The following is a 19,436-nucleotide window of genomic DNA, read 5'->3' as shown; positions in this document are numbered from 1 at the left end:
GTGGGTCAAAAAGTACATCCAATTGGTATGCGTGTTGGCGTTATTCGCGATTGGGATGCCAAATGGTATGCTGAAAAAGAATATGCGGATTACCTTCACGAAGACTTGGCAATTCGTCAACTTATCCAAACTAAACTTGCAGATGCTTCAGTATCATTGATTGAAACTGAACGTGCAATTAACAAAGTTATCGTAACTTTGCATACTGCTAAACCGGGTATGGTTATCGGTAAATCAGGAAGCAACGTTGATGCACTTCGTGCAGAACTTAATGCTTTGACTGGTAAACAAGTTCACATCAACATTGTTGAAATCAAAAAACCTGATTTGGACGCTCATCTTGTTGGTGAAGGAATTGCTAAACAACTTGAAGCGCGTATCGCTTTCCGTCGTGCTCAAAAACAAGCTATCCAACGTGCAATGCGCGCTGGTGCAAAAGGGATTAAAACTCAAGTTTCTGGTCGTCTAAATGGTGCTGACATCGCCCGTGCTGAAGGATATTCAGAAGGTACAGTTCCACTCCACACACTCCGTGCGGATATCGACTACGCTTGGGAAGAAGCAGACACAACTTATGGTAAACTTGGTGTTAAAGTTTGGATTTACCGTGGTGAAGTTCTCCCTACTAAAAAATCTGTGAAAGGAGAAAAATAATCCATGTTAGTACCAAAACGTGTAAAACACCGTCGTGAATTCCGCGGTAAAATGCGTGGTTATGCTAAAGGTGGCGATACTGTATCATTCGGTGAATTTGGTCTTCAAGCGACTACTTCACACTGGATTACAAACCGTCAAATTGAAGCAGCTCGTATTGCTATGACTCGTTACATGAAACGTAACGGTCAAGTTTGGATTAAAATCTTCCCTCACAAATCATACACTGCCAAAGCTATTGGTGTTCGTATGGGTTCAGGGAAAGGTGCTCCTGAAGGTTGGGTTGCTCCAGTTAAACGTGGCGTTGTCATGTTTGAATTGGGTGGCGTAAGTGAAGAAGTCGCTCGTGAAGCGTTACGTCTTGCTTCACATAAACTTCCTGTTAAAACTAAATTTGTGAAACGAGGTGAAGCGTAATGAAATTAAGCGAAACTAAATCACTTCTTAAAGACTTGCGCGCTTTGTCAGTTGAAGAATTGGCTACTCGCGAAGCAGAATTGAAAAAAGAATTGTTTGATCTTCGTTTCCAAGCAGCAGCTGGTCGTCTCGAAAACACAGCGAAACTTGATGAAGTCAAGAAAACAATTGCACGTGTAAAAACTGTGCAAGCTGAATTGAACAAATAATAGGTCAGGAGAAATATAAATGGAACGCAATCAACGTAAAGTTTATCAAGGCCGCGTGGTTTCAGACAAAATGGATAAAACTATCACAGTTGTCGTAGAAACTAAGCGTAACCACCCTGTCTATGGTAAACGTATCAATTACTCTAAAAAATATAAAGCTCACGACGAAAACAACTCTGCAAAGACTGGCGACATCGTTCGTATCATGGAAACTCGTCCTTTGTCTAAAGACAAACATTTCCGTCTTGTAGAAATCGTTGAAGAAGCAGTTATTATCTAAGCAAAACTAGGAGGAATATAGCATGATTCAAACAGAATCTCGTTTGAAAGTTGCAGATAACTCAGGTGCTAAAGAACTTTTGACTATCCGTGTTCTCGGTGGTTCATCACGTAAGTTCGCTGGCATCGGTGATATCATTGTAGCTACAGTTAAATCAGCTGCCCCTGGTGGAGCAGTTAAAAAAGGTGATGTTGTAAAAGCAGTCATCGTTCGTACTAAATCTGGTGCAAAACGTCCTGACGGTTCATACATCAAATTTGATGAAAATGCAGCAGTGCTCATCCGTGATGATAAAACTCCTCGCGGAACTCGTATCTTTGGTCCAGTTGCACGTGAACTCCGCGAAGGCGGATACATGAAAATTGTGTCACTTGCTCCAGAAGTACTTTAAAATAAAACGAAGTTTTATACATTTGTCATAAAGCATCATAGTAATATGATTTTGTCGAAAGTTTTCATTGACAGAATCATATTTTACTGTTATTATTAACAGAATAGTCCCCTGAAAAAGTATTTTCAGGGTGCCCTTTGGGCGTAAGAAAGGAAGTAGACATGTTTGTAAAAACTGGTGATACAGTTAAAGTTATCGCAGGTAAAGACCGCGGAACTACTGGTAAAGTCCTCAAAGCTTTGCCAAAATTGAATAAAGTCGTTGTTGAAGGTGTTGCTATCATGAAGAAACACCAAAAACCTAACGCTGTAAATCCTAATGGCGCAATTCTTGAAATCGAAGCACCTATCCACGTTTCTAACGTACAAGTACTTGATAAAAATGGTGTTGCTGGTCGTGTAGGTTACAAAGAAGTTGACGGCAAAAAAGTTCGTTTCAACAAAAAATCAGGCGAAATCCTGGATTAAGAAGGGAAGGAGAAAGAATAATGACTAATCGTTTGAAAGAAAAATACACTAACGAAGTAGTACCAGCGTTGACTGAAAAATTCGGCTACACTTCTATTATGGCAGTGCCAAAAGTTGATAAAATCGTGCTCAACATGGGTGTTGGAGATGCTGTAAATAACTCTAAAAACCTTGATAAAGCAGTTGCAGAACTTGCGCTTATTTCTGGTCAAAAGCCACTCATCACTAAAGCTAAGAAATCAATCGCTGCTTTCCGCCTTCGTGAAGGAATGCCTATCGGTGCGAAAGTAACACTTCGCGGCGAACGTATGTTCGAATTTTTGGATAAATTGGTTACTGTTTCACTTCCACGTGTACGTGACTTCCATGGTGTGTCAAATAAAGCATTTGACGGACGTGGTAACTACACACTTGGTGTGAAGGAACAATTGATTTTCCCAGAAATCAACTATGATGATGTTGATAAAGTACGTGGTCTCGATATTGTTATCGTTACAACTGCTAACTCTGACGAAGAATCACATGAATTGCTTGCTAAACTTGGCATGCCGTTCGCTAAATAAGATAGGGAGAATACATAAATGGCTAAGAAATCTATGGTTGTTAAAAACCAACGCCCTGCAAAATTCTCAACGCAAGCTTATACTCGTTGCGAACGCTGCGGACGTCCACATTCAGTTTACCGCAAATTTAAACTTTGCCGTATCTGTCTTCGCGAATTGGCTTACAAAGGTCAATTGCCAGGCGTTAAAAAAGCATCATGGTAATTTGTTAATTATCGTGTAACGAATAAAAATTACTGACAGAATTTCTGTCAGTAATTTTTTTGTATCATAGAATGCTTATGATGAAGAAAGCGTTTTCTAGGAAGTGAAATAAGAGTAATAATTTGCTATAATAGCTGAAGAATAGGAGAAATTTATGGAAAAGAAATTTGTTAAAATCAAAAAGTATGTAACAGTTTCTGTAATTTTTTTAGGAGCTTTAGCGACTTTAACAGCTTGTAGTAGTGGGAGTAAAGAAAGTAAAAAAACTGAGCATTCTAGTTTATCACAAAGTGCAAAAAGTAAGGAAAGTCTTCAAAGTAGTAGTTCACAATCTTCAAGCACGAGTACGAATTCAGATATAAGCACAAGTTCCAGCTCTACTAGTCAGTATGAAGCTGCAAACAGCTCTCAAATTCTCGCGGGTGACTATTCTTCTTTAAACGGAACATGGCAAACTACTGACGGAAGTGGTAAAGCTGTTTTGAAAAATGGTACCATCATTTTTAGTTCAGAATATCAAAGAGTTATATCTGGACCACAATTAAAGAATGGGGTTATTATTGCCGGTGCTGTGAATCTTGGGAAACACATGGGCTTCTTGTTTGCTGCGGCTAACAGCTCGCCAACTTTTGCAAATTCTTCACAAACGGATAAAACAGATAGGACAAAAGATAGATTTGCAATAACTTCAGATGATGAGGGTTTGGAAATATTTGATACTAACCCAATGTCATTTTTTTACAAGATAAGTAATGATACAAAAAGTCCGAATTCGTAAGCTATGATGAAAGTTACTGACAGAAATTCTGTCAGTATTTTTTTATAAAAAAAACTATGACACACCCGAAAACATTGTAAAGAAAAGTGTTGACATGGTGCGGAAGTTTTGCTATACTAATTAAGTTCGGTCTTTTTATGAAAAAGACCTCATTAATTTGAAAGTGGGATTGAACACACCCAAACTACAAATAAGGAGAAATTACATTATGGTAATGACTGACCCAATCGCAGATTTCCTCACTCGTATTCGTAACGCTAATATGCGTAAATTCGATGTTGTAGAAGCACCTGCAAGCAAGATTAAACGTCAAATCGCTGAAATCCTCAAAGCTGAAGGTTATGTGAAAGACGTTGAATACGTTGAAGATAACAAACAAGGCGTAATTCGTGTTTTCCTTAAATACGGTAAAAACGGCGAAAAAGTTATCACAAACTTGAAACGTATCTCAAAACCAGGTCTTCGCGTTTATGTGAAATCTGACGATGTTCCTAAAGTTCTTAACGGACTTGGTACAGCTATCATCTCAACATCTACTGGTGTCGTAACAGATAAAGTTGCCCGTCAAAATAATGTTGGTGGTGAAGTAATTGCCTACATCTGGTAATTGTTGCATTTGTCAGCACTGACAGATTTATTGTCAGCACTGACAGAAAATTTTTAAGTCTAATTTGATTTAAAACCCGTGAAAACTGATTGCTTAGCAATCTGATAATCTAACAGGAGAAAAAACATGTCACGTATTGGTAACAAAGTCGTTGTTATCCCAGCTGGTGTTACAGTTGAACAAAACGGCGCTACAGTAACTGTTAAAGGTCCTAAAGGTGAATTGACACGTACTTTCAATGAAAACATCAAGTTGAATATTGAAGGTAATGAAGCAACTTTCACTCGTCCTGATGACAGCAAAGAAATGAAAACAATTCATGGTACAACTCGTGCCCTTTTCAATAACATGGTCACTGGTGTTTCTGAAGGTTTCTCTAAAGCCCTTGAAATGATTGGGGTAGGATATCGTGCGCAACTTCAAGGAACTAAACTTGTTCTTTCAGTTGGTAAATCACATCCAGATGAAATCGAAGCTCCAGCAGGTATCAAGTTTGTTGTTGCTAGTCCAACCTCTATCGTTGTTGAAGGTGTCAGCAAAGAAGCTGTTGGCCAAATGGCAGCTTATGTACGTAGTCGTCGTGCTCCAGAACCTTATAAAGGTAAAGGGATTCGTTATGTTGGCGAATTTGTACGTCGTAAAGAAGGTAAAACTGGTAAATAATCTTTTTGAGATTATAATCCGTAGTTGGTGGGACACACATATGGGTCGTGCCAAGATTTTGTCAATGCTAACCTAAATTAGACAGACAAAAACTCCCCGCTTGCATATATATAGGCAAGAAAATCGATGGCAAAAACTATCGAAATTTAAAAATTTTAAAGAGGTAGAATTGTGATTTCTAAACCAGATAAAAACAAACTCCGCCAAAAACGCCATATTCGCGTTCGCGGAAAAATTTCAGGTACTGCTGAAACTCCACGTTTGAACGTTTTCCGTTCTAACACAAACATCTATGCACAAGTTATTGATGACGTAGCAGGTGTTACACTTGCTTCAGCTTCATCACTCAAATTGTCAGGAACTAAAACTGAACAAGCCGCAGAAGTTGGTAAACTCGTTGCTGAAGCTGCAAAAGCTAAAGGCGTTGAAGCAGTTGTCTTCGACCGCGGTGGTTACCTCTATCACGGGCGTGTTGCAGCGCTTGCTACAGCAGCTCGTGAAGCTGGATTGAAATTCTAAGGAAAGGGGTAATCATTAAAATGGCTAGAAACGAAGAAGTTAAAGAATTCGAAGAACGCGTTGTTGGAATCAACCGTGTTACTAAAGTTGTTAAAGGTGGACGTCGTCTCCGCTTTGCAGCGCTTGTAGTTGTTGGTGACCGTAACGGACGTGTTGGTTTCGGTACAGGTAAAGCTCAAGAAGTTCCAGAAGCAATCCGTAAAGCAATTGAAGCAGCTAAGAAAAACCTTATTACAGTTCCTATGGTAGGTACTACACTCCCTCACGAAGCGCTTGGCGTATTCGGTGGTGGTAAAATCCTCCTTAAACCTGCTGTAGAAGGTTCAGGTGTTGCAGCTGGTGGTTCTGTACGTGCCGTACTCGAACTTGCTGGTATTGCTGACGTTACAACTAAATCATTGGGTTCAAATACACCAATTAATGTTGTTCGTGCAACAGTTGATGGTTTGAAACAATTGAAACGTGCTGAAGAAGTTGCTGCATTGCGCGGTAAATCAGTATCAGATTTAGCATAAGGAGGAAAAAATGGCTCAAATTAAAATTACTTTGGTAAATTCACCAATCGGCCGTATCCCTGCTCAACGCAAAACTGTAAAAGCACTCGGTCTTGGTAAACTCAACAGCTCAGTAGTGAAAGAAGAATCAGCTGCAATTCGTGGTATGGTAAATTCAATCTCTCACTTAGTAAAAGTTGAAGAAGCTTAATTAAAAGAAATAGAAGTCTGTCCCTGTGGCAGATTTTTTTGAAATTATTTGCTATTTTATTGTAATTTTAGTAGAATAGTATAGTCCGACATTCGGATGAAATATATAGTTAAAGTATCGGCGAGTTCATTTTACACGTTCCTTACATGTAGAATGGGCGACAGCAAGGTACAAAATAAGGAGAAAAAATGGAACTTCATTCATTGAAAGCTGCCGAAGGTAGCCGTAAAGTACGTAATCGTGTAGGTCGTGGTACATCATCAGGTAATGGTAAAACATCTGGTCGTGGACAAAAAGGTCAAAAATCTCGTTCAGGTGGTGGTGTTCGTCCTGGTTTTGAAGGTGGACAAACTCCATTATTCCGTCGTATGCCAAAACGTGGTTTCTTGAACGTTAACCGCAAAGAGTATGCTATTGTTAATCTTGAAACTTTGAACCGTCTTGAAGATGGAGCTACTGTTTCAGCTGAAACTCTTGTAGCTGCTAAAATTGTTAAAGATGTTAAATCTGGTGTTAAAGTTCTTGCGAACGGCGAATTGACAGTTAAAAACCTCACAGTTAAAGTTGCTAAAGTATCTGCTGCTGCAAAAGCTGCAATCGAAGCAAACGGTGGTTCTGTAGAAGAAGCTTAATCTATTCAATTGGCGGTTGATTTTCAGCCGCTTATTGTCTATTTACAATTAAAACGCTTTAAGGAGGTTTTATGTTTTTTAAAACACTTAAGGAAGCCTTTAAGGTTAAAGACGTCCGAGCAAGAATCCTCTTTACGATTTTCATCCTTTTTGTCTTTCGATTAGGGGCACATATTACAGTGCCTGGTGTCAACGTACAAAACTTGACAGAAATCAGTAATCTTCCGTTTTTGAACATGATGAATTTGGTGTCTGGTAATGCGATGCAAAACTACTCGCTTTTCGCGATGGGAGTTTCGCCTTATATTACAGCATCTATTATCGTTCAACTTTTACAAATGGATATTTTACCGAAATTTGTGGAGTGGTCAAAACAAGGAGAGATTGGACGTCGTAAGCTGAATCAAGCAACGCGTTATATTACCTTAGTGCTTGCTATGGCACAATCTATTGGTATCACTGCTGGTTTTCAAGCGATGAGCTCACTCAATATTGTTGAGAATCCAAATTTGCAAAGTTATTTGATGATTGGAGCCATTTTGACCACAGGGTCAATGGTTGTAACTTGGATGGGTGAACAAATCAATGAAAAAGGATTTGGTTCAGGAGTCTCTGTAATTATCTTTGCGGGATTGTTTCTGGTATTCCGTCAGCGGTACAATCTGTTTATACAGAAAAATTCCAAAATGTGCGTCCATCAGAAATTCCTATGTCTTGGCTTTTCGTAATCGGCTTGATTCTTGCAGCGATTGTTATTATTTATGTGACAACTTTCGTACAACAAGCGGAACGCAAAGTTCCTATTCAATATACGAAGTTGACTCAAGGGCACCTACAAGTTCTTATTTACCACTTCGTGTCAATCCAGCAGGAGTTATTCCAGTTATCTTTGCTGGTTCTATCACTACAGCTCCAGCGACCATTTTGCAGTTTTTACAACGTGCAAATGGTGATAATGTTGGTTGGCTTGCAACACTTCAAAACGCCTTGTCGTATACAACTTGGACGGGAATGCTTTTCTATGCTCTCCTGATTGTTCTTTTCACTTTCTTCTATTCGTTCGTACAGGTTAATCCTGAAAAGATGGCAGAAAACCTTCAGAAACAAGGTTCTTATATCCCATCAGTACGTCCAGGTAAAGGAACTGAAAAGTATGTGTCACGCTTGTTGATGCGTTTATCAACGGTTGGTGCACTCTTTCTCGGTTTGATTTCTATTATTCCAATTGCGGCGCAAAATATTTGGGGACTTCCTAAAATCGTTGCACTTGGTGGGACATCATTACTGATTTTGATTCAGGTGGCTATCCAAGCTGTCAAACAGCTCGAAGGTTACTTGCTCAAGCGGAAATATACAGGATTTATGGATAATCCACTAGAAGTGAAATAAAAATCTTGCGTAAAGCAAGATTTTTCTTTATTTTTTACTAAAAATACGCTAGAATTAGAAAGTGAAAATACAGAAATTTTCTGTTAGTGCTGACAGAAAAAATTAGGAGAAAGCAAAATGAATTTGTTAATTATGGGACTTCCGGGAGCTGGTAAAGGAACTCAAGCAGAATTTATCGTCAAAAATTATGGTGTAAATCATATTTCAACAGGAGATATGTTCCGTGCAGCGATGAAAAATGAGACTGAAATGGGGAAGCTTGCTAAATCATTCATTGATAAAGGTGAGTTAGTTCCTGATGAAGTGACAAATGGAATTGTTAAAGAACGTTTAGGACAAGATGATATCAAAGCTTCAGGATTCTTACTCGATGGTTACCCTCGCACAATTGATCAAGCCCATGCACTTGATAAAATGCTTGTGGAATTGGGTATCAAGCTTGATGCTGTAGTCAATATTGTGGTCAATCCAGATATTCTTGTGGATCGACTGAGCGGACGTTATATTTGTCGTAACTGTGGAGCGACTTATCATAAAATCTTTAATCCAACGAAAGTTGAAGGAACTTGTGATGTTTGTGGAAGTCATGACCTTTATCAGCGTGCTGATGATGTTCCTGAAACAGTTAAAAATCGTTTGGATGTTAACATCAAAGAATCTGCACCAATCATTGAACATTACCTTGAACTTGGTCTTGTTAAAGACATCAAAGGTGAACAAGAAATCAACAGGGTTACAGAAGATATTAAATCTGTACTCGGTTAATCAAAAAAAGTTACTGACAGAATTTCTGTCAGTAACTTTTTAGTTTGTCAGTACTTATGGAAGTTCAATTAATTTTTTGTAAGTATCATAGACACCCCAAATCTGTTCTGAGAACTTTTTATCTTTCTCATGAGTCCATTTAACAAATGCAAGATGAAAGATTTCTACTGAAAATCTTGCTGATAGAGCGGAAAGTGAGCTGTCAAAGTGAGGGCTTAGTGCATTTTCTACGGATGCAATTAAAGTCTGAGCTTTTAATAATTCGCGTTCTATAAGGTCAGGATGTGAATTAACAATCTGAGTGCGTGAAAGTGCACGTTCTCTGTTTTTATCGAAAAGAGTAGTTGCTGCAAAACCTGAAACAGCAAGCTTTAGCGGATTTAAGGTATCTGAAGAATATTCTGAAATGTAGCTTGCTACTTGTTTGCCTAAATGATTTTCTGAGTCGAAAAGAACATCAGATTTGTCCTTGAATTGACGAAAAAAGGTGCGTTCAGTGACACCAGCTAAAGACGAAATTTCTTGTACAGTCGTATTTTCGTAACCTTTTTCCATAAATAATTTAGTGGCTGCAATTTGTAACTTTTCTTTGCTTTTCATTTTCTTCTTCCAAAACTTTTAAATTATAAAATGTCAGTTTGTGACATTTTTCTTGACAAATCTTTTTAATAAGCTTATACTAAATTCGAGATGTCAGTTACTGACATTATTATAACACAAACTAGCCTGATTATGCTAATAAGGTAAAACGGTTGGTTAAGATTACTATCTGCTACAAGAAGTCGCAATAGAGGCACTTTATACTAGTTCAGTTTTAATTTTACGCAGTAAAATTATTAGATGAACTGTAACCATGCTGCTTTTTGCTCTTGCAAGCTTTGCTTGCTAGCACGCCTGTCCATTGGCTGTAAGGCACTAAAGCGCCAACGCCAAATGGCAATCAAACGGACAGCGTAGCTAGTGAAACAAACATAGACCTTCGCAGAACGGTGCACAAAGTGCGTGCCTTGCAACGTAAGAGAAAGGTGTAGTCGCAAACTTTGACTGTTAAGTCGTAGGTTTAACAGTCAAACAGTATTAGAACAGGAGGAAATTAAATGAAAGCTTTACAATACACAAAATTTGGCGAAGCAAAAGATGTTTTAAAAATAGTGGAACAACCGATTCCTGAGCCATCTATGGATGAAGTGCGCATTCGAGTTACCACAGTTGGTCTCAATCCAATGGATTGGTTGATTATGAGGTACCCTCAGATGGGCGCACAATTTGGCGTACAATTGCCTGCAACTTTTGCTTATGATTTTGCAGGTGTCGTCGAAAAAGTAGGAACGCATATTGAAAATTATAAGGTTGGAGACCGTGTGTTTGGCACAACGTATAAAGGGGCTGCAGCTGAATATATTTTGGCAAATGATAAAGTTGAAACAGAAAATCGTTTATTTCATACACCTAACGAAATTTCAGATGAGATTGCAGCGACTTTGGGAGTTTGTGGTTTGACAGCAGTTGTTGCGCTACGAACTTTGGACTTGCAAGCCAGTGATACTTTACTTATTGGCGGTGCAGCTGGTGGTGTGGGTACATTTGCTGTGCAACTTGCAAAGTTAGCTGGTGCAAAAGTCATAGGGACAAGCTCTAATACTACTTTTGATTATTTACGTAGCTTGGGCGCAGAACCTGTTGAGTACGGGATAGATTGCTAGAAAGTTTGAAAAATATTAATATCACAGCTGTAACGGATTTATTTAGCCATGATACGCTAGAAGTTGGACTTGCTCTTGGGATTAAACCAGAAAAAATGTCTACGATTATCATGATGCCGGAACCTCCAGCAGGAATTGCTCGCGCAACGGGAGGAGCTAGCACAAAAGAGGATATGTCACATATTTTAAAATATATTATTTCGGGAGAGTTAAAAGTACCGCTCGCAGGAAAGTTTGACCTTACTGATTATCAGGTGGCCGTTGAGTTACAAGCTAGTCGCCATGCACATGGAAAGGTCATCATTACATTATGAAAATCACTCTTTTAGGCTCACTTGGTAATATCAATCAGCACTATATTCCAAGACTGATAGCAGAAGGACATGAAGTTACTGTCATCTCTTCTAAAGCTGATAGGGCTGCTGAAATTGAGAAAATGGGCGCTCATGCAGCCATAGGTTCAAATCGAGATTTAGAATTTCTGATTAATACTTTCAAAGGAAGTGATGTTGTTTATCTCATGGTTTCTGGTGGAACTCCAACTCAAGACATGGCAAAAGATGCACAAATTCTAGGAGAAATTTATAGTCAAGCTGTAAAAATTTCGGGTGTAAAAAAAGTTGTTAACCTCAGCTCAGTTGGTGCTGATGTCAAGGAAGCAGGGATACTCTATAGTTATCATTTCATAGAAGAAGCCTTAAATGCGCTTGAAGGTGTCAATGTACGCCATATTCGTCCTGTCGGTTTTTATACTAATCTTTTTAGTGAACTGGCGACAATCAAAGCCTCTCAAACCATTTTTGAGCCAGTAGCGATTGATACAGTACGGGCTTGGGTTTATCCTACGGATATCGCAGATGTCGTTTATGAAAGCCTGACACAAGCATTTACCGACAAGAGCGTGCAATATGTTGTCAGTGACTGGGTAACTGGAGATGACTGGATTCAGGCATTACGCACAGTGGGTCTTGAGGTTACTTATCAGCAAGTGGCTATTGAGACTGTGGAAGATACGATGCGTAAATCGGGTTTTTCGGAAAGTAATGTCGCAGGTTTTGCTCAACTCAATCGTGTACAACAAAATCCAGAACAGTTTTATAAAGCGATAAAAAATTCTGATTATCATCTTGGAGAAGTCAAAGTAGCCGATTTTGCCAAGATTTTCATCAAAAAGTATCAAAATCAATAATCTGTCAGTATACTGACGGATTTTTTTATAGTTTTAATAAGACTGTCAGTGATATAGGAACACCCGAAAACATTGTCATGGACTAAAATGAAAGGAATAAGAAGGGGAGGAGAGGACAAAACTAGAAAAATAAAGGTTTTTTCAGGATGAAAGCTTGCATTTCCCGCTCAAAAATGATAAAATACACTAGTCCGACTTTTAGATACATTTGTATCTTTCGGGGAATTTTTAAGGAGGTACTTTTGCTTGGCAAAAGATGATGTAATCGAAGTAGACGGCAAAGTCGTTGACACTATGCCGAATGCAATGTTCACTGTTGAACTCGAAAATGGTCACCAAGTCTTGGCGACGATTTCAGGAAAAATTCGTAAGAATTATATCCGTATCTTGCCTGGAGATAAGGTTCAAGTTGAACTGTCACCATACGATTTGACACGCGGACGGATTACTTACCGCTTTAAGTAATTCGGACACTTCATTGAGTGCATTTGCACAGTAACCTATAGAAAGGAAGACACAATGAAAGTAAGACCATCTGTTAAACCAATTTGCGAATACTGTAAAGTTATTCGTCGTAACGGTCGTGTTATGGTAATTTGCCCTGTAAATCCAAAACACAAACAACGTCAGGGATAGAAAGGAAATAGAAAAATATGGCTCGTTTTGCTGGAGTTGATATTCCAAACGAAAAACGTATCGTTATTTCATTGACTTACGTTTATGGTGTTGGACTCAAAACATCTCAAAAAGTTCTTGCAGCTGCAGGAGTTTCAGAAGATATCCGTACAAAAGATTTGACATCAGACCAAGAAGATGCAATTCGTCGTGAACTTGATGGATTGAAACTTGAAGGTGACCTTCGTCGTGAAGTTTCTCTTAACATCAAACGTTTGATGGAAATTGGTTCATACCGTGGTATGCGTCACCGTCGTGGACTTCCTACACGTGGACAAAACACGAAGAACAATGCTCGTACACGTAAAGGTCCTGCTAAAGCAATCGCAGGTAAGAAAAAATAATTAAATAGAAAGGAGTTAAAATGGCAAAAATTACACGTAAACGTCGTGTTAAAAAGAATATTGAATCAGGGATTGTTCATATCCAATCAACTTTCAATAACACAATCGTTATGATCACAGACGTTCATGGTAACGCCCTTGCATGGTCTTCAGCTGGTGCTCTTGGTTTCAAAGGTTCTAAAAAATCTACACCTTTCGCCGCTCAAATGGCCTCAGAAGCTGCTGCTAAAGCTGCCCAAGAACAAGGTTTGAAAACTGTTTCTGTTACTGTTAAAGGTCCTGGTTCAGGTCGTGAATCAGCTATCCGCGCACTTGCTGCAGCTGGTCTCAATGTGACATCTATCAGTGATGTGACTCCTGTACCTCACAATGGTGCACGTCCTCCAAAACGTCGTCGTGTATAATTAGTCACTCTTGTCACTAATCACTTTTCGCTTTAGAGGAGAATACATACATGATTGAGTTTGAAAAACCAAAAATTACTAAATTTGACGAATCAGAAAATTACGGTAAGTTTGTTGTTGAACCACTTGAACGTGGCTACGGTACAACTTTAGGCAACTCTCTTCGTCGTGTTCTTTTGTCATCACTTCCTGGTGCTGCTGTGACTTCAATTCAAATTGAAGGTGTTCAACACGAATTCGCAACAATCCCAGGCGTACGTGAAGATGTTATCCAAATCGTTCTTGCGATTAAAGGAATTGCTATCAAATCTTACGTAGAATCTGAAAAACAAATCGAACTTGACGTGACTGGTCCTATGACTGTTACTGCTGGTGATATCTTAACAGATAGCGACATTGAAATTGTCAATAAAGACCATTACTTGTTCTCTATCGCTGAAGGTCACTCAATGCGTGCTGTAATGACTGTTAAAAAGGGTTATGGCTATGTTCCTGCTGACGAAAATAAAGTTGACGGAGCGCCAATCGGCACTATTGCTGTAGACTCAATTTACACGCCAGTAAGTAAAGTAAACTATCAAGTAGAACCTGCCCGTGTTGGTGGAGATTCTAGCTACGATAAATTAACGCTTGAAATTACTACTAACGGTACCATCGTTGCTGACGAAGCTTTGTCACTTTCTGCAAAAATCTTGACAGACCACTTGAATCTGTTTGTTGATTTGTCAGAAGTTGCTGCTGAGGCTGAAACACTTGTTGTTAAAGATGAAGTGAAAACAGAACGTGTACTTGATAAAATCATCGAAGAAATGGACTTCTCAGTTCGTGCTTACAATGGTTTGAAACGTGCCGGTATCAATACAGTTGCTGATATTGTTGAAATGAGCGAAGCTGACATGATTAAAGTCAAGAACCTCGGTCACAAATCAGTAGAAGAAGTCAAAGTTAAATTGACTGAATTGGGACTTTCCCTTAAAAAAAGAAAATAATACAGGAGGAAAAAAATGAGCAATCGTAAACTTGGACGTACATCTTCACAACGTAAAGCTATGCTTCGTGATTTGACAACAGATTTGATTATCAACGAAACAATCGTTACAACTGAAGCGCGCGCTAAAGAAGTACGTCGTACAGTAGAAAAAATGATTACGCTTGGTAAAAAAGGTGACCTTTCTGCACGTCGTCAAGCAGCAACTTACGTACGTAACGAAATCGCAATCAAAGATTTCAACGAAGAAACTGAAACTTTCCCAACTGCACTTCAAAAATTGTTCAGCGACCTTGCACCTCGTTATGAAGGACGCAACGGTGGTTACACTCGTATCCTTAAAGTTGAACCACGTCGTGGTGATGCTGCACCTATGGCAATTATCGAACTTGTTTAATTAAACATGACTTTGATTTGTAGTTAAAACCTATTGAGTGTGATGATGTTGGCGAGGGTTCTGTGGGCGCATGTGTTGAGTTGTAATGGACTCTCTTTCGCGTCAGCCTTGCTTATAGTCTAGCTCTAGTCGCCTAGCTGTTACCAGTTAGGCGACGCACTCAATTTGATTTTATAAAAGAAATGACACTGAGAAGTGTTTTTTTTATCAGAAAAATTCCTGTCCGTATACTGACAGGAATTTATTTAATTAGCAAGTGCGTGCTATCTCCGCCCTTTGGGCTGCGCGATAAACATTTTTATCTAGTCGCTAAAGAGTTTGATAAAAAGGCTGTCGATGCTCGCTACGGGTGCTACGTGTTTCGCACGCTGTTCTGCGAACGGGCTGCGCCGCTGTCCATCGTTATTTTTTACTGACAGGAAATCTTAGTTCGACTTCAGCATCAAGAGGAACTCCAGCAGTGATGACTTCAACCACAAATCCATCTATGAAGTCATAAGTATCTTTAAGCTGAGGTAAGACATCTGCAAAAAGTTCAGTATTTAATCGGTCAAAAAGAGTTCTCGAATCTCCCCCTTTAGCTGTAAGAATGACATAGTCGCTCTCTGGTAGCTCGAAAAAGTCAGGTGCTTGAATAGCGCTATTGACACCAGCGAAATAATAAAATCCGTCTGTCCGGTTTTCACCGATTGCATAACCAAATCCGTCCAGACTATTCGCCATTTTTTCTGGAAGATTTTCAGTTTTCGCAAGGGTAATAAAATGTTCACTCTTTAATCTGCGAACTTCGTCAATGGTTTCCCAAGTCGCCAAAGAAATTCCGTCAAATTTGACGGTCCAGCCATGAAGTGTCAGTGCATCTTTGTGTTCGATTGTAAAAGTCATTTTGTATTTCCTCTTTTCTTTTGATATAATCATTATAACTTAGCAAACTGGACATCATACTGTCCACTATAAAAATTAAGGAAATTATTTTGAAAATCTCTCGACTCATCGAAATTTTGTTAACATTACTTTCGCGAGAAACAGTCTCAGCAACCGAATTTGCGATGCGTTTTGAAGTCTCAAAAAAGACAATTTACCGTGATGTTGAATCCTTGAATCTAGCAGGTATTCCAGTTTACCTCAAGCAAGGACGATACGGAGGATTGACATTAGAAAATTCGTATAAGTTGGATAAACATCTCTTATCAACGAATGATTTGCAAAATATTTTACTTGCTTTGTCAAGCGTTCATCAGCAAATTTCCAATGATAAGATAACAGCGACATTGGAAAAAATATCGAGTATGATTGTTCAAGAAAATCAACAAATATTTTTTGATTGGCAAGGAAATATGACAGCGCATGATGAACTACGTGATTTAACTCAATGCTTGGCGGACGCCATACAGAACTATCAGCGTGTAGGATTTTCATATATTGATGCAGCTGGAAATGAAAGCCAGCGTGAAGTAGAGCCGACCAATATTTTCTTCAAAGTTGACCATTGGTATTTACACGCTTATGATGATTCTAGGAAAGCTTTTAGAAATTTTAAGTTATCTCGAATGATGAATGTAAAGGTTCTAAAATTGCATTTTGAAGCCCGTGAAGTGCCAAAAGTTGACATTGTGAAAGATGATTTTTTACAGGCAACTCCATTATTTAAAGTCAAAATTGTCTTTGACAAGAGTCTCCGTGAAAAAGTAGTTGACTGGCTCGGTCAAAAAGAAATCATACGAAAAGACAATCAAAATTTTGAAATTACCATAACACTTCCCCTAAAAGAAACAAGTTTCCGACAGATTTTATCTCTAGGAAACAAAGCAAAAATTATTGCCGACTCTCCCTTTGAAAAAGCATTTAGAGATTATCTGTCAGCGCTGGTAGAACATTATCCAACATCACTTTAGAGTTGATTTTTTGTCAAAATTTGATAAAATAGACAAGTATCAGTTTTATAAGAGCAACTCCAATACAATAGTGGAAGTCTATGCAATACGACAGCCGCTGTAGCTCAGTCGGTAGAGTTGAAAGCACGCTTTCAATCGGTGGATAAGAATTTGCGAAGCAAATTTACCTCTCTGCTCTACCATATTTCTGATAAAGTGGTAAAAACTTTGATTTTACTAGATACAATACAACAACAAGTCGCTGTAGCTCAGTCGGTAGAGTTGAAAGCACGCTTTCAATCGGCGGATAAGAATTTGCGAAGCAAATTTACCGCTCTGCTCTACCATATTTCTGATAAAGTGGTAAAAACTTTGATTTTATTAGATACAATACAACAACAGCCGCTGTAGCTCAGTCGGTAGAGTTGAAAGTATGCTTTCAATCGGCGAATAAGAATTTGCGAAGCAAATTTACCGCTCTGCTCTACTATATTTCTGATAAAGTGGTAAAAACTTTGATTTTATTAGATACAATACAACAACAAGCCGCTGTAGCTCAGTCGGTAGAGCAGCACCATGGTAAGGTGAAGGTCGTGTGTTCGATTCACATCAGTGGCACTAAAAATCAAGCGGATTTAACCGCTTTTTTGTTACATTTTACAAAATTTTTCGTATATAAATTTAGGAGAAGGAGGAAGTTGAGTTCGTTTATCATTTGTTTATACTAGTTCGCCTTCATTCGTTGCAAGGCGGTATATTTGCAGTTCATCTACTAAAACTGCTGTGCATTTTTAGAAGTGAACTAGTATAAAATCAAAGTTTTCTAATTTTCCTGATTTCAAATCGATTAGCAAAAATCTGACCTCAAAACATCAGATTTCTGCCGTTTGGATAGCGTTCTGTATGCAGGTTATTCGCTAAGAAGTTGAATCAGAAAATTCTGGGACGAAACTCACATCTCATAATATGGCTAAGAAAAAATCATCCTTTATTTGCCAAAATTGTGGCTATAAATCGGCAACATATCTTGGACGGTGTCCAAACTGTGGAGAATGGTCTTCATTTGTTGAAGAAGTTGAAGTCCAAGAAGTTAAAAATCAAAGAGTTTCAATGACTGGTGAACGTTCAAAACCGATGAAACTAGATGAAGTTGAACTTTTTGACACACCAAGAATCGAGACAGACTTAGACGAGTTTAATCGCGTACTTGGTGGAGGTGTTGTACCAGGTTCTTTAGTCTTAATCGGTGGAGACCCAGGGATTGGTAAATCAACATTGCTTCTACAAGTATCCACACAGTTGGCATCACGTGGCCGTGTCATGTATGTCAGTGGTGAAGAGTCTGCTCAGCAGATTAAATTACGAGCAGAGCGACTTGGAGATATTGATAGAGATTTTTATCTTTATGCTGAAACAAATATGCAGTCTATTCGCTCAGAAATAGAACATTTGAAACCCAATTTTCTGATTATTGACTCTATCCAGACGATTATGACACCAGAGATACAGTCTACACAAGGGTCAGTAAGTCAAGTACGTGAAGTGACAGGAGAGCTGATGCAGATTGCTAAAACCAATGATATTGCAACTTTCATCGTTGGTCACGTCACAAAAGAAGGACAACTTGCAGGCCCTCGGATGCTTGAGCATATGGTAGATACAGTTTTATATTTTGAAGGTGAAAGAAATAACACTTTTAGGATTTTGCGCGCAGTAAAAAACCGTTTTGGCTCAACCAATGAAATAGGGATTTTTGAGATGCAAGGCCATGGTTTGATTGAGGTCAATAATCCTTCGGAGGTTTTTCTAGAAGAACGCTTAGAAGGCTCAACTGGCTCTGCGATTGTTTGTGCGCTTGAGGGGACACGACCTATCTTGGTAGAAATTCAAGCCTTGACCACACCGACGATGTTTGGTAATGCCAAACGGACGACATCTGGACTTGATTTTAACCGCGTAAGTCTGATTATGGCAGTTTTAGAAAAACGTGCAGGTTTGCTCATGCAAAATCAAGATGCTTATCTTAAATCTGCTGGAGGTGTCAAATTAGATGAGCCTGCTATTGACCTTGCGGTAGCTATCGCAGTAGCTTCAAGTTATAAAGAACTATCGACAGATGCGCGTGAATGTTTTATCGGCGAAATTGGTCTGACTGGTGAAATTCGTAGGGTTACTCGGATTGAGCAACGAATTAATGAAGCAGCAAAGCTCGGTTTTAAAAAAGTTTACGCCCCTAAAAACTCAATATCAGGAATAGAAATCCCTGAAAATATCGAAGTAGTTGGTGTGACAACACTAATGGAGTGCATGAAATTAGTCTTCTCCTGACACATCTAAACTAAACAGGGCTCCAAAGCAAAGAGAACTCATATTTTGAGTTCTCTTTTTTTTTATAAATACAGAAAACAGAAATAAAAACGCTTTAAAATTACATTATTTGATAAATTACCATTATTTCAAAGAAAAATCAGAAAACCCATGCAAATATGCAAAAAATGAAATCTCTAACTCGCTAAAAACGATTGAAAAACGTCATTTATATTGCTATCCTATGTATGTATTAAGAAAAATATTTCTATTGAGTTAAATTTGAAACAAACGATTAAAATAAAAAATTAG

General features: G+C 38.6%; 30 protein-coding genes, 1 tRNA gene and 1 pseudogene. 30 read left to right on the top strand and 2 right to left on the bottom strand.

Features of this window, described 5'->3' with window-relative positions; genetic code table 11:
- The 17 genes and pseudogenes from rpsC to FLP15_RS01020 all read left to right on the top strand — a co-directional run bounded on the left by rpsC (position 1) and on the right by FLP15_RS01020 (position 9,243).
- Positions 1-654, top strand: a complete 654-nt coding sequence (gene rpsC, locus FLP15_RS01100) for a 30S ribosomal protein S3 (RefSeq protein ID WP_142765679.1) — start codon at positions 1-3, stop codon at positions 652-654.
- A 3-nt stretch (positions 655-657) separates the two neighbouring features.
- The gene (rplP, locus tag FLP15_RS01095) at positions 658-1,071 is read left to right on the top strand and encodes a 50S ribosomal protein L16 (protein WP_120772557.1); all 414 of its coding nucleotides are present in this window, start codon (positions 658-660) and stop codon (positions 1,069-1,071) included.
- Positions 1,071-1,280 (top strand): 50S ribosomal protein L29, encoded by a 210-nt coding sequence (gene rpmC / locus FLP15_RS01090; protein ID WP_142765678.1) that lies wholly within the window; start codon positions 1,071-1,073, stop codon positions 1,278-1,280. Before rplP ends, rpmC begins: the two co-directional genes overlap by 1 nt.
- 19 nt (positions 1,281-1,299) lie before the next feature.
- Entirely contained in the window at positions 1,300-1,560 is a 261-nt protein-coding gene (gene rpsQ, locus FLP15_RS01085; RefSeq protein ID WP_120772555.1) for a 30S ribosomal protein S17, read from the top strand.
- A gap of 22 nt (positions 1,561-1,582) precedes the next feature.
- Complete coding sequence (gene rplN, locus FLP15_RS01080; protein WP_075525616.1) at positions 1,583-1,951, top strand: 50S ribosomal protein L14; 369 nt, start codon at positions 1,583-1,585, stop codon at positions 1,949-1,951.
- A gap of 161 nt (positions 1,952-2,112) precedes the next feature.
- Positions 2,113-2,418, top strand: coding sequence for a 50S ribosomal protein L24 (gene rplX, locus FLP15_RS01075; RefSeq protein ID WP_142765677.1), 306 nt, complete (start codon positions 2,113-2,115; stop codon positions 2,416-2,418).
- Between the two features lie 20 nt (positions 2,419-2,438).
- Positions 2,439-2,981, top strand: coding sequence for a 50S ribosomal protein L5 (gene rplE / locus FLP15_RS01070; protein WP_142765676.1), 543 nt, complete (start codon positions 2,439-2,441; stop codon positions 2,979-2,981).
- An 18-nt stretch (positions 2,982-2,999) separates the two neighbouring features.
- Complete coding sequence (locus FLP15_RS01065) at positions 3,000-3,185, top strand: type Z 30S ribosomal protein S14 (protein ID WP_003129946.1); 186 nt, start codon at positions 3,000-3,002, stop codon at positions 3,183-3,185.
- 154 nt (positions 3,186-3,339) lie between these two features.
- Entirely contained in the window at positions 3,340-3,963 is a 624-nt protein-coding gene (locus FLP15_RS01060; protein ID WP_142765675.1) for a DUF6287 domain-containing protein, read from the top strand.
- A gap of 208 nt (positions 3,964-4,171) precedes the next feature.
- Complete coding sequence (gene rpsH / locus FLP15_RS01055) at positions 4,172-4,570, top strand: 30S ribosomal protein S8 (RefSeq protein ID WP_142765674.1); 399 nt, start codon at positions 4,172-4,174, stop codon at positions 4,568-4,570.
- Positions 4,571-4,696: 126 nt separating this feature from the next.
- Complete coding sequence (rplF, locus tag FLP15_RS01050) at positions 4,697-5,233, top strand: 50S ribosomal protein L6 (RefSeq protein WP_142765673.1); 537 nt, start codon at positions 4,697-4,699, stop codon at positions 5,231-5,233.
- Between the two features lie 171 nt (positions 5,234-5,404).
- Positions 5,405-5,752: a 50S ribosomal protein L18 gene (gene rplR, locus FLP15_RS01045; RefSeq protein WP_120772496.1), complete on the top strand. Its 348-nt coding sequence runs from the start codon at positions 5,405-5,407 to the stop codon at positions 5,750-5,752.
- Between the two features lie 20 nt (positions 5,753-5,772).
- Complete coding sequence (gene rpsE, locus FLP15_RS01040) at positions 5,773-6,267, top strand: 30S ribosomal protein S5 (RefSeq protein ID WP_120772495.1); 495 nt, start codon at positions 5,773-5,775, stop codon at positions 6,265-6,267.
- 10 nt (positions 6,268-6,277) lie between these two features.
- A complete protein-coding gene (gene rpmD / locus FLP15_RS01035; RefSeq protein ID WP_120772494.1) occupies positions 6,278-6,457 on the top strand; it encodes a 50S ribosomal protein L30 in 180 nt (59 codons plus the stop codon).
- 188 nt (positions 6,458-6,645) lie between these two features.
- A complete protein-coding gene (gene rplO / locus FLP15_RS01030; protein ID WP_120772493.1) occupies positions 6,646-7,089 on the top strand; it encodes a 50S ribosomal protein L15 in 444 nt (147 codons plus the stop codon).
- Between the two features lie 71 nt (positions 7,090-7,160).
- Positions 7,161-8,478 (top strand): annotated as a pseudogene (secY, locus tag FLP15_RS01025) (preprotein translocase subunit SecY).
- Positions 8,479-8,595: 117 nt separating this feature from the next.
- Positions 8,596-9,243: an adenylate kinase gene (locus FLP15_RS01020; protein ID WP_142765672.1), complete on the top strand. Its 648-nt coding sequence runs from the start codon at positions 8,596-8,598 to the stop codon at positions 9,241-9,243.
- A gap of 54 nt (positions 9,244-9,297) precedes the next feature.
- Here FLP15_RS01020 and FLP15_RS01015 read toward each other — a convergent pair whose 3' ends face one another.
- Complete coding sequence (locus FLP15_RS01015) at positions 9,298-9,843, bottom strand: TetR/AcrR family transcriptional regulator (protein WP_142765671.1); 546 nt, start codon at positions 9,841-9,843, stop codon at positions 9,298-9,300.
- 497 nt (positions 9,844-10,340) lie between these two features.
- Between FLP15_RS01015 and FLP15_RS01010 the strand changes: the two genes are divergently transcribed.
- From FLP15_RS01010 to rplQ, 9 genes are all read left to right on the top strand, one after another.
- Complete coding sequence (locus tag FLP15_RS01010) at positions 10,341-10,946, top strand: NADP-dependent oxidoreductase (protein ID WP_223804673.1); 606 nt, start codon at positions 10,341-10,343, stop codon at positions 10,944-10,946.
- A 5-nt stretch (positions 10,947-10,951) separates the two neighbouring features.
- Entirely contained in the window at positions 10,952-11,260 is a 309-nt protein-coding gene (locus FLP15_RS12890) for a zinc-binding dehydrogenase (protein WP_223804672.1), read from the top strand.
- Positions 11,257-12,135, top strand: a complete 879-nt coding sequence (locus tag FLP15_RS01005; protein WP_142765670.1) for an NAD(P)H-binding protein — start codon at positions 11,257-11,259, stop codon at positions 12,133-12,135. The genes FLP15_RS12890 and FLP15_RS01005 overlap by 4 nt, the downstream gene beginning before the upstream one ends.
- A gap of 246 nt (positions 12,136-12,381) precedes the next feature.
- On the top strand, positions 12,382-12,600 hold the full coding sequence (infA, locus tag FLP15_RS01000) for a translation initiation factor IF-1 (RefSeq protein ID WP_003130554.1): 219 nt from the start codon (positions 12,382-12,384) through the stop codon (positions 12,598-12,600).
- 54 nt (positions 12,601-12,654) lie between these two features.
- On the top strand, positions 12,655-12,771 hold the full coding sequence (rpmJ, locus tag FLP15_RS00995; RefSeq protein WP_014024193.1) for a 50S ribosomal protein L36: 117 nt from the start codon (positions 12,655-12,657) through the stop codon (positions 12,769-12,771).
- Between the two features lie 17 nt (positions 12,772-12,788).
- Positions 12,789-13,154 (top strand): 30S ribosomal protein S13, encoded by a 366-nt coding sequence (rpsM, locus tag FLP15_RS00990; protein WP_142765669.1) that lies wholly within the window; start codon positions 12,789-12,791, stop codon positions 13,152-13,154.
- A gap of 20 nt (positions 13,155-13,174) precedes the next feature.
- Positions 13,175-13,558: a 30S ribosomal protein S11 gene (gene rpsK, locus FLP15_RS00985; RefSeq protein ID WP_010906297.1), complete on the top strand. Its 384-nt coding sequence runs from the start codon at positions 13,175-13,177 to the stop codon at positions 13,556-13,558.
- Between the two features lie 50 nt (positions 13,559-13,608).
- On the top strand, positions 13,609-14,547 hold the full coding sequence (locus FLP15_RS00980) for a DNA-directed RNA polymerase subunit alpha (protein ID WP_142765668.1): 939 nt from the start codon (positions 13,609-13,611) through the stop codon (positions 14,545-14,547).
- A 15-nt stretch (positions 14,548-14,562) separates the two neighbouring features.
- Positions 14,563-14,943, top strand: coding sequence for a 50S ribosomal protein L17 (rplQ, locus tag FLP15_RS00975; protein WP_142765667.1), 381 nt, complete (start codon positions 14,563-14,565; stop codon positions 14,941-14,943).
- A gap of 402 nt (positions 14,944-15,345) precedes the next feature.
- Here the strand turns inward: rplQ and FLP15_RS00970 are convergent, their stop codons facing one another.
- A complete protein-coding gene (locus FLP15_RS00970) occupies positions 15,346-15,828 on the bottom strand; it encodes an AraC family transcriptional regulator (RefSeq protein WP_142765666.1) in 483 nt (160 codons plus the stop codon).
- An 89-nt stretch (positions 15,829-15,917) separates the two neighbouring features.
- Here FLP15_RS00970 and FLP15_RS00965 point away from each other — a divergent pair, with 89 nt between their 5' ends.
- The 4 genes from FLP15_RS00965 to radA all read left to right on the top strand — a co-directional run bounded on the left by FLP15_RS00965 (position 15,918) and on the right by radA (position 19,145).
- The gene (locus tag FLP15_RS00965) at positions 15,918-16,838 is read left to right on the top strand and encodes a helix-turn-helix transcriptional regulator (protein ID WP_142765665.1); all 921 of its coding nucleotides are present in this window, start codon (positions 15,918-15,920) and stop codon (positions 16,836-16,838) included.
- A gap of 117 nt (positions 16,839-16,955) precedes the next feature.
- Positions 16,956-17,228, top strand: a complete 273-nt coding sequence (locus FLP15_RS00960) for a hypothetical protein (RefSeq protein ID WP_223804671.1) — start codon at positions 16,956-16,958, stop codon at positions 17,226-17,228.
- Positions 17,229-17,362: 134 nt separating this feature from the next.
- A tRNA-Thr gene (locus FLP15_RS00955) sits at positions 17,363-17,435 on the top strand.
- Between the two features lie 348 nt (positions 17,436-17,783).
- Positions 17,784-19,145, top strand: a complete 1,362-nt coding sequence (gene radA, locus FLP15_RS00950) for a DNA repair protein RadA (RefSeq protein WP_142765663.1) — start codon at positions 17,784-17,786, stop codon at positions 19,143-19,145.
- The last annotated feature ends 291 nt before the right edge of the window (positions 19,146-19,436 follow it).

It is taken from the genome of Lactococcus protaetiae, from assembly GCF_006965445.1.
In the GTDB taxonomy this organism is placed as follows: Bacteria; Bacillota; Bacilli; order Lactobacillales; family Streptococcaceae; genus Lactococcus; species Lactococcus protaetiae.
This window is presented reverse-complemented; position numbering and strand designations above follow the sequence as displayed.

Excerpts from the sequence above, each read along its gene's own strand:
- FLP15_RS01020 (WP_142765672.1), top strand. The coding sequence starts at position 8,596 with ATGAATTTGTTAATTATGGGACTTCCGGGAGCTGGTAAAGGAACTCAA.
- rpmC (WP_142765678.1), top strand. The coding sequence starts at position 1,071 with ATGAAATTAAGCGAAACTAAATCACTTCTTAAAGACTTGCGCGCTTTG.
- FLP15_RS01065 (WP_003129946.1), top strand. The coding sequence starts at position 3,000 with ATGGCTAAGAAATCTATGGTTGTTAAAAACCAACGCCCTGCAAAATTC.
- FLP15_RS01005 (WP_142765670.1), top strand. The coding sequence starts at position 11,257 with ATGAAAATCACTCTTTTAGGCTCACTTGGTAATATCAATCAGCACTAT.
- rpmJ (WP_014024193.1), top strand. The coding sequence starts at position 12,655 with ATGAAAGTAAGACCATCTGTTAAACCAATTTGCGAATACTGTAAAGTT.
- FLP15_RS01010 (WP_223804673.1), top strand. The coding sequence starts at position 10,341 with ATGAAAGCTTTACAATACACAAAATTTGGCGAAGCAAAAGATGTTTTA.
- rplQ (WP_142765667.1), top strand. The coding sequence starts at position 14,563 with ATGAGCAATCGTAAACTTGGACGTACATCTTCACAACGTAAAGCTATG.
- rpsQ (WP_120772555.1), top strand. The coding sequence starts at position 1,300 with ATGGAACGCAATCAACGTAAAGTTTATCAAGGCCGCGTGGTTTCAGAC.
- rplN (WP_075525616.1), top strand. The coding sequence starts at position 1,583 with ATGATTCAAACAGAATCTCGTTTGAAAGTTGCAGATAACTCAGGTGCT.
- rplP (WP_120772557.1), top strand. The coding sequence starts at position 658 with ATGTTAGTACCAAAACGTGTAAAACACCGTCGTGAATTCCGCGGTAAA.
- FLP15_RS01015 (WP_142765671.1), bottom strand. The coding sequence starts at position 9,843 with ATGAAAAGCAAAGAAAAGTTACAAATTGCAGCCACTAAATTATTTATG.
- rplE (WP_142765676.1), top strand. The coding sequence starts at position 2,439 with ATGACTAATCGTTTGAAAGAAAAATACACTAACGAAGTAGTACCAGCG.
- rplO (WP_120772493.1), top strand. The coding sequence starts at position 6,646 with ATGGAACTTCATTCATTGAAAGCTGCCGAAGGTAGCCGTAAAGTACGT.
- rplX (WP_142765677.1), top strand. The coding sequence starts at position 2,113 with ATGTTTGTAAAAACTGGTGATACAGTTAAAGTTATCGCAGGTAAAGAC.
- rpsE (WP_120772495.1), top strand. The coding sequence starts at position 5,773 with ATGGCTAGAAACGAAGAAGTTAAAGAATTCGAAGAACGCGTTGTTGGA.
- rpsK (WP_010906297.1), top strand. The coding sequence starts at position 13,175 with ATGGCAAAAATTACACGTAAACGTCGTGTTAAAAAGAATATTGAATCA.
- FLP15_RS00980 (WP_142765668.1), top strand. The coding sequence starts at position 13,609 with ATGATTGAGTTTGAAAAACCAAAAATTACTAAATTTGACGAATCAGAA.
- FLP15_RS00970 (WP_142765666.1), bottom strand. The coding sequence starts at position 15,828 with ATGACTTTTACAATCGAACACAAAGATGCACTGACACTTCATGGCTGG.
- rpmD (WP_120772494.1), top strand. The coding sequence starts at position 6,278 with ATGGCTCAAATTAAAATTACTTTGGTAAATTCACCAATCGGCCGTATC.
- radA (WP_142765663.1), top strand. The coding sequence starts at position 17,784 with ATGGCTAAGAAAAAATCATCCTTTATTTGCCAAAATTGTGGCTATAAA.
- FLP15_RS01060 (WP_142765675.1), top strand. The coding sequence starts at position 3,340 with ATGGAAAAGAAATTTGTTAAAATCAAAAAGTATGTAACAGTTTCTGTA.
- rplF (WP_142765673.1), top strand. The coding sequence starts at position 4,697 with ATGTCACGTATTGGTAACAAAGTCGTTGTTATCCCAGCTGGTGTTACA.
- rpsH (WP_142765674.1), top strand. The coding sequence starts at position 4,172 with ATGGTAATGACTGACCCAATCGCAGATTTCCTCACTCGTATTCGTAAC.
- rpsM (WP_142765669.1), top strand. The coding sequence starts at position 12,789 with ATGGCTCGTTTTGCTGGAGTTGATATTCCAAACGAAAAACGTATCGTT.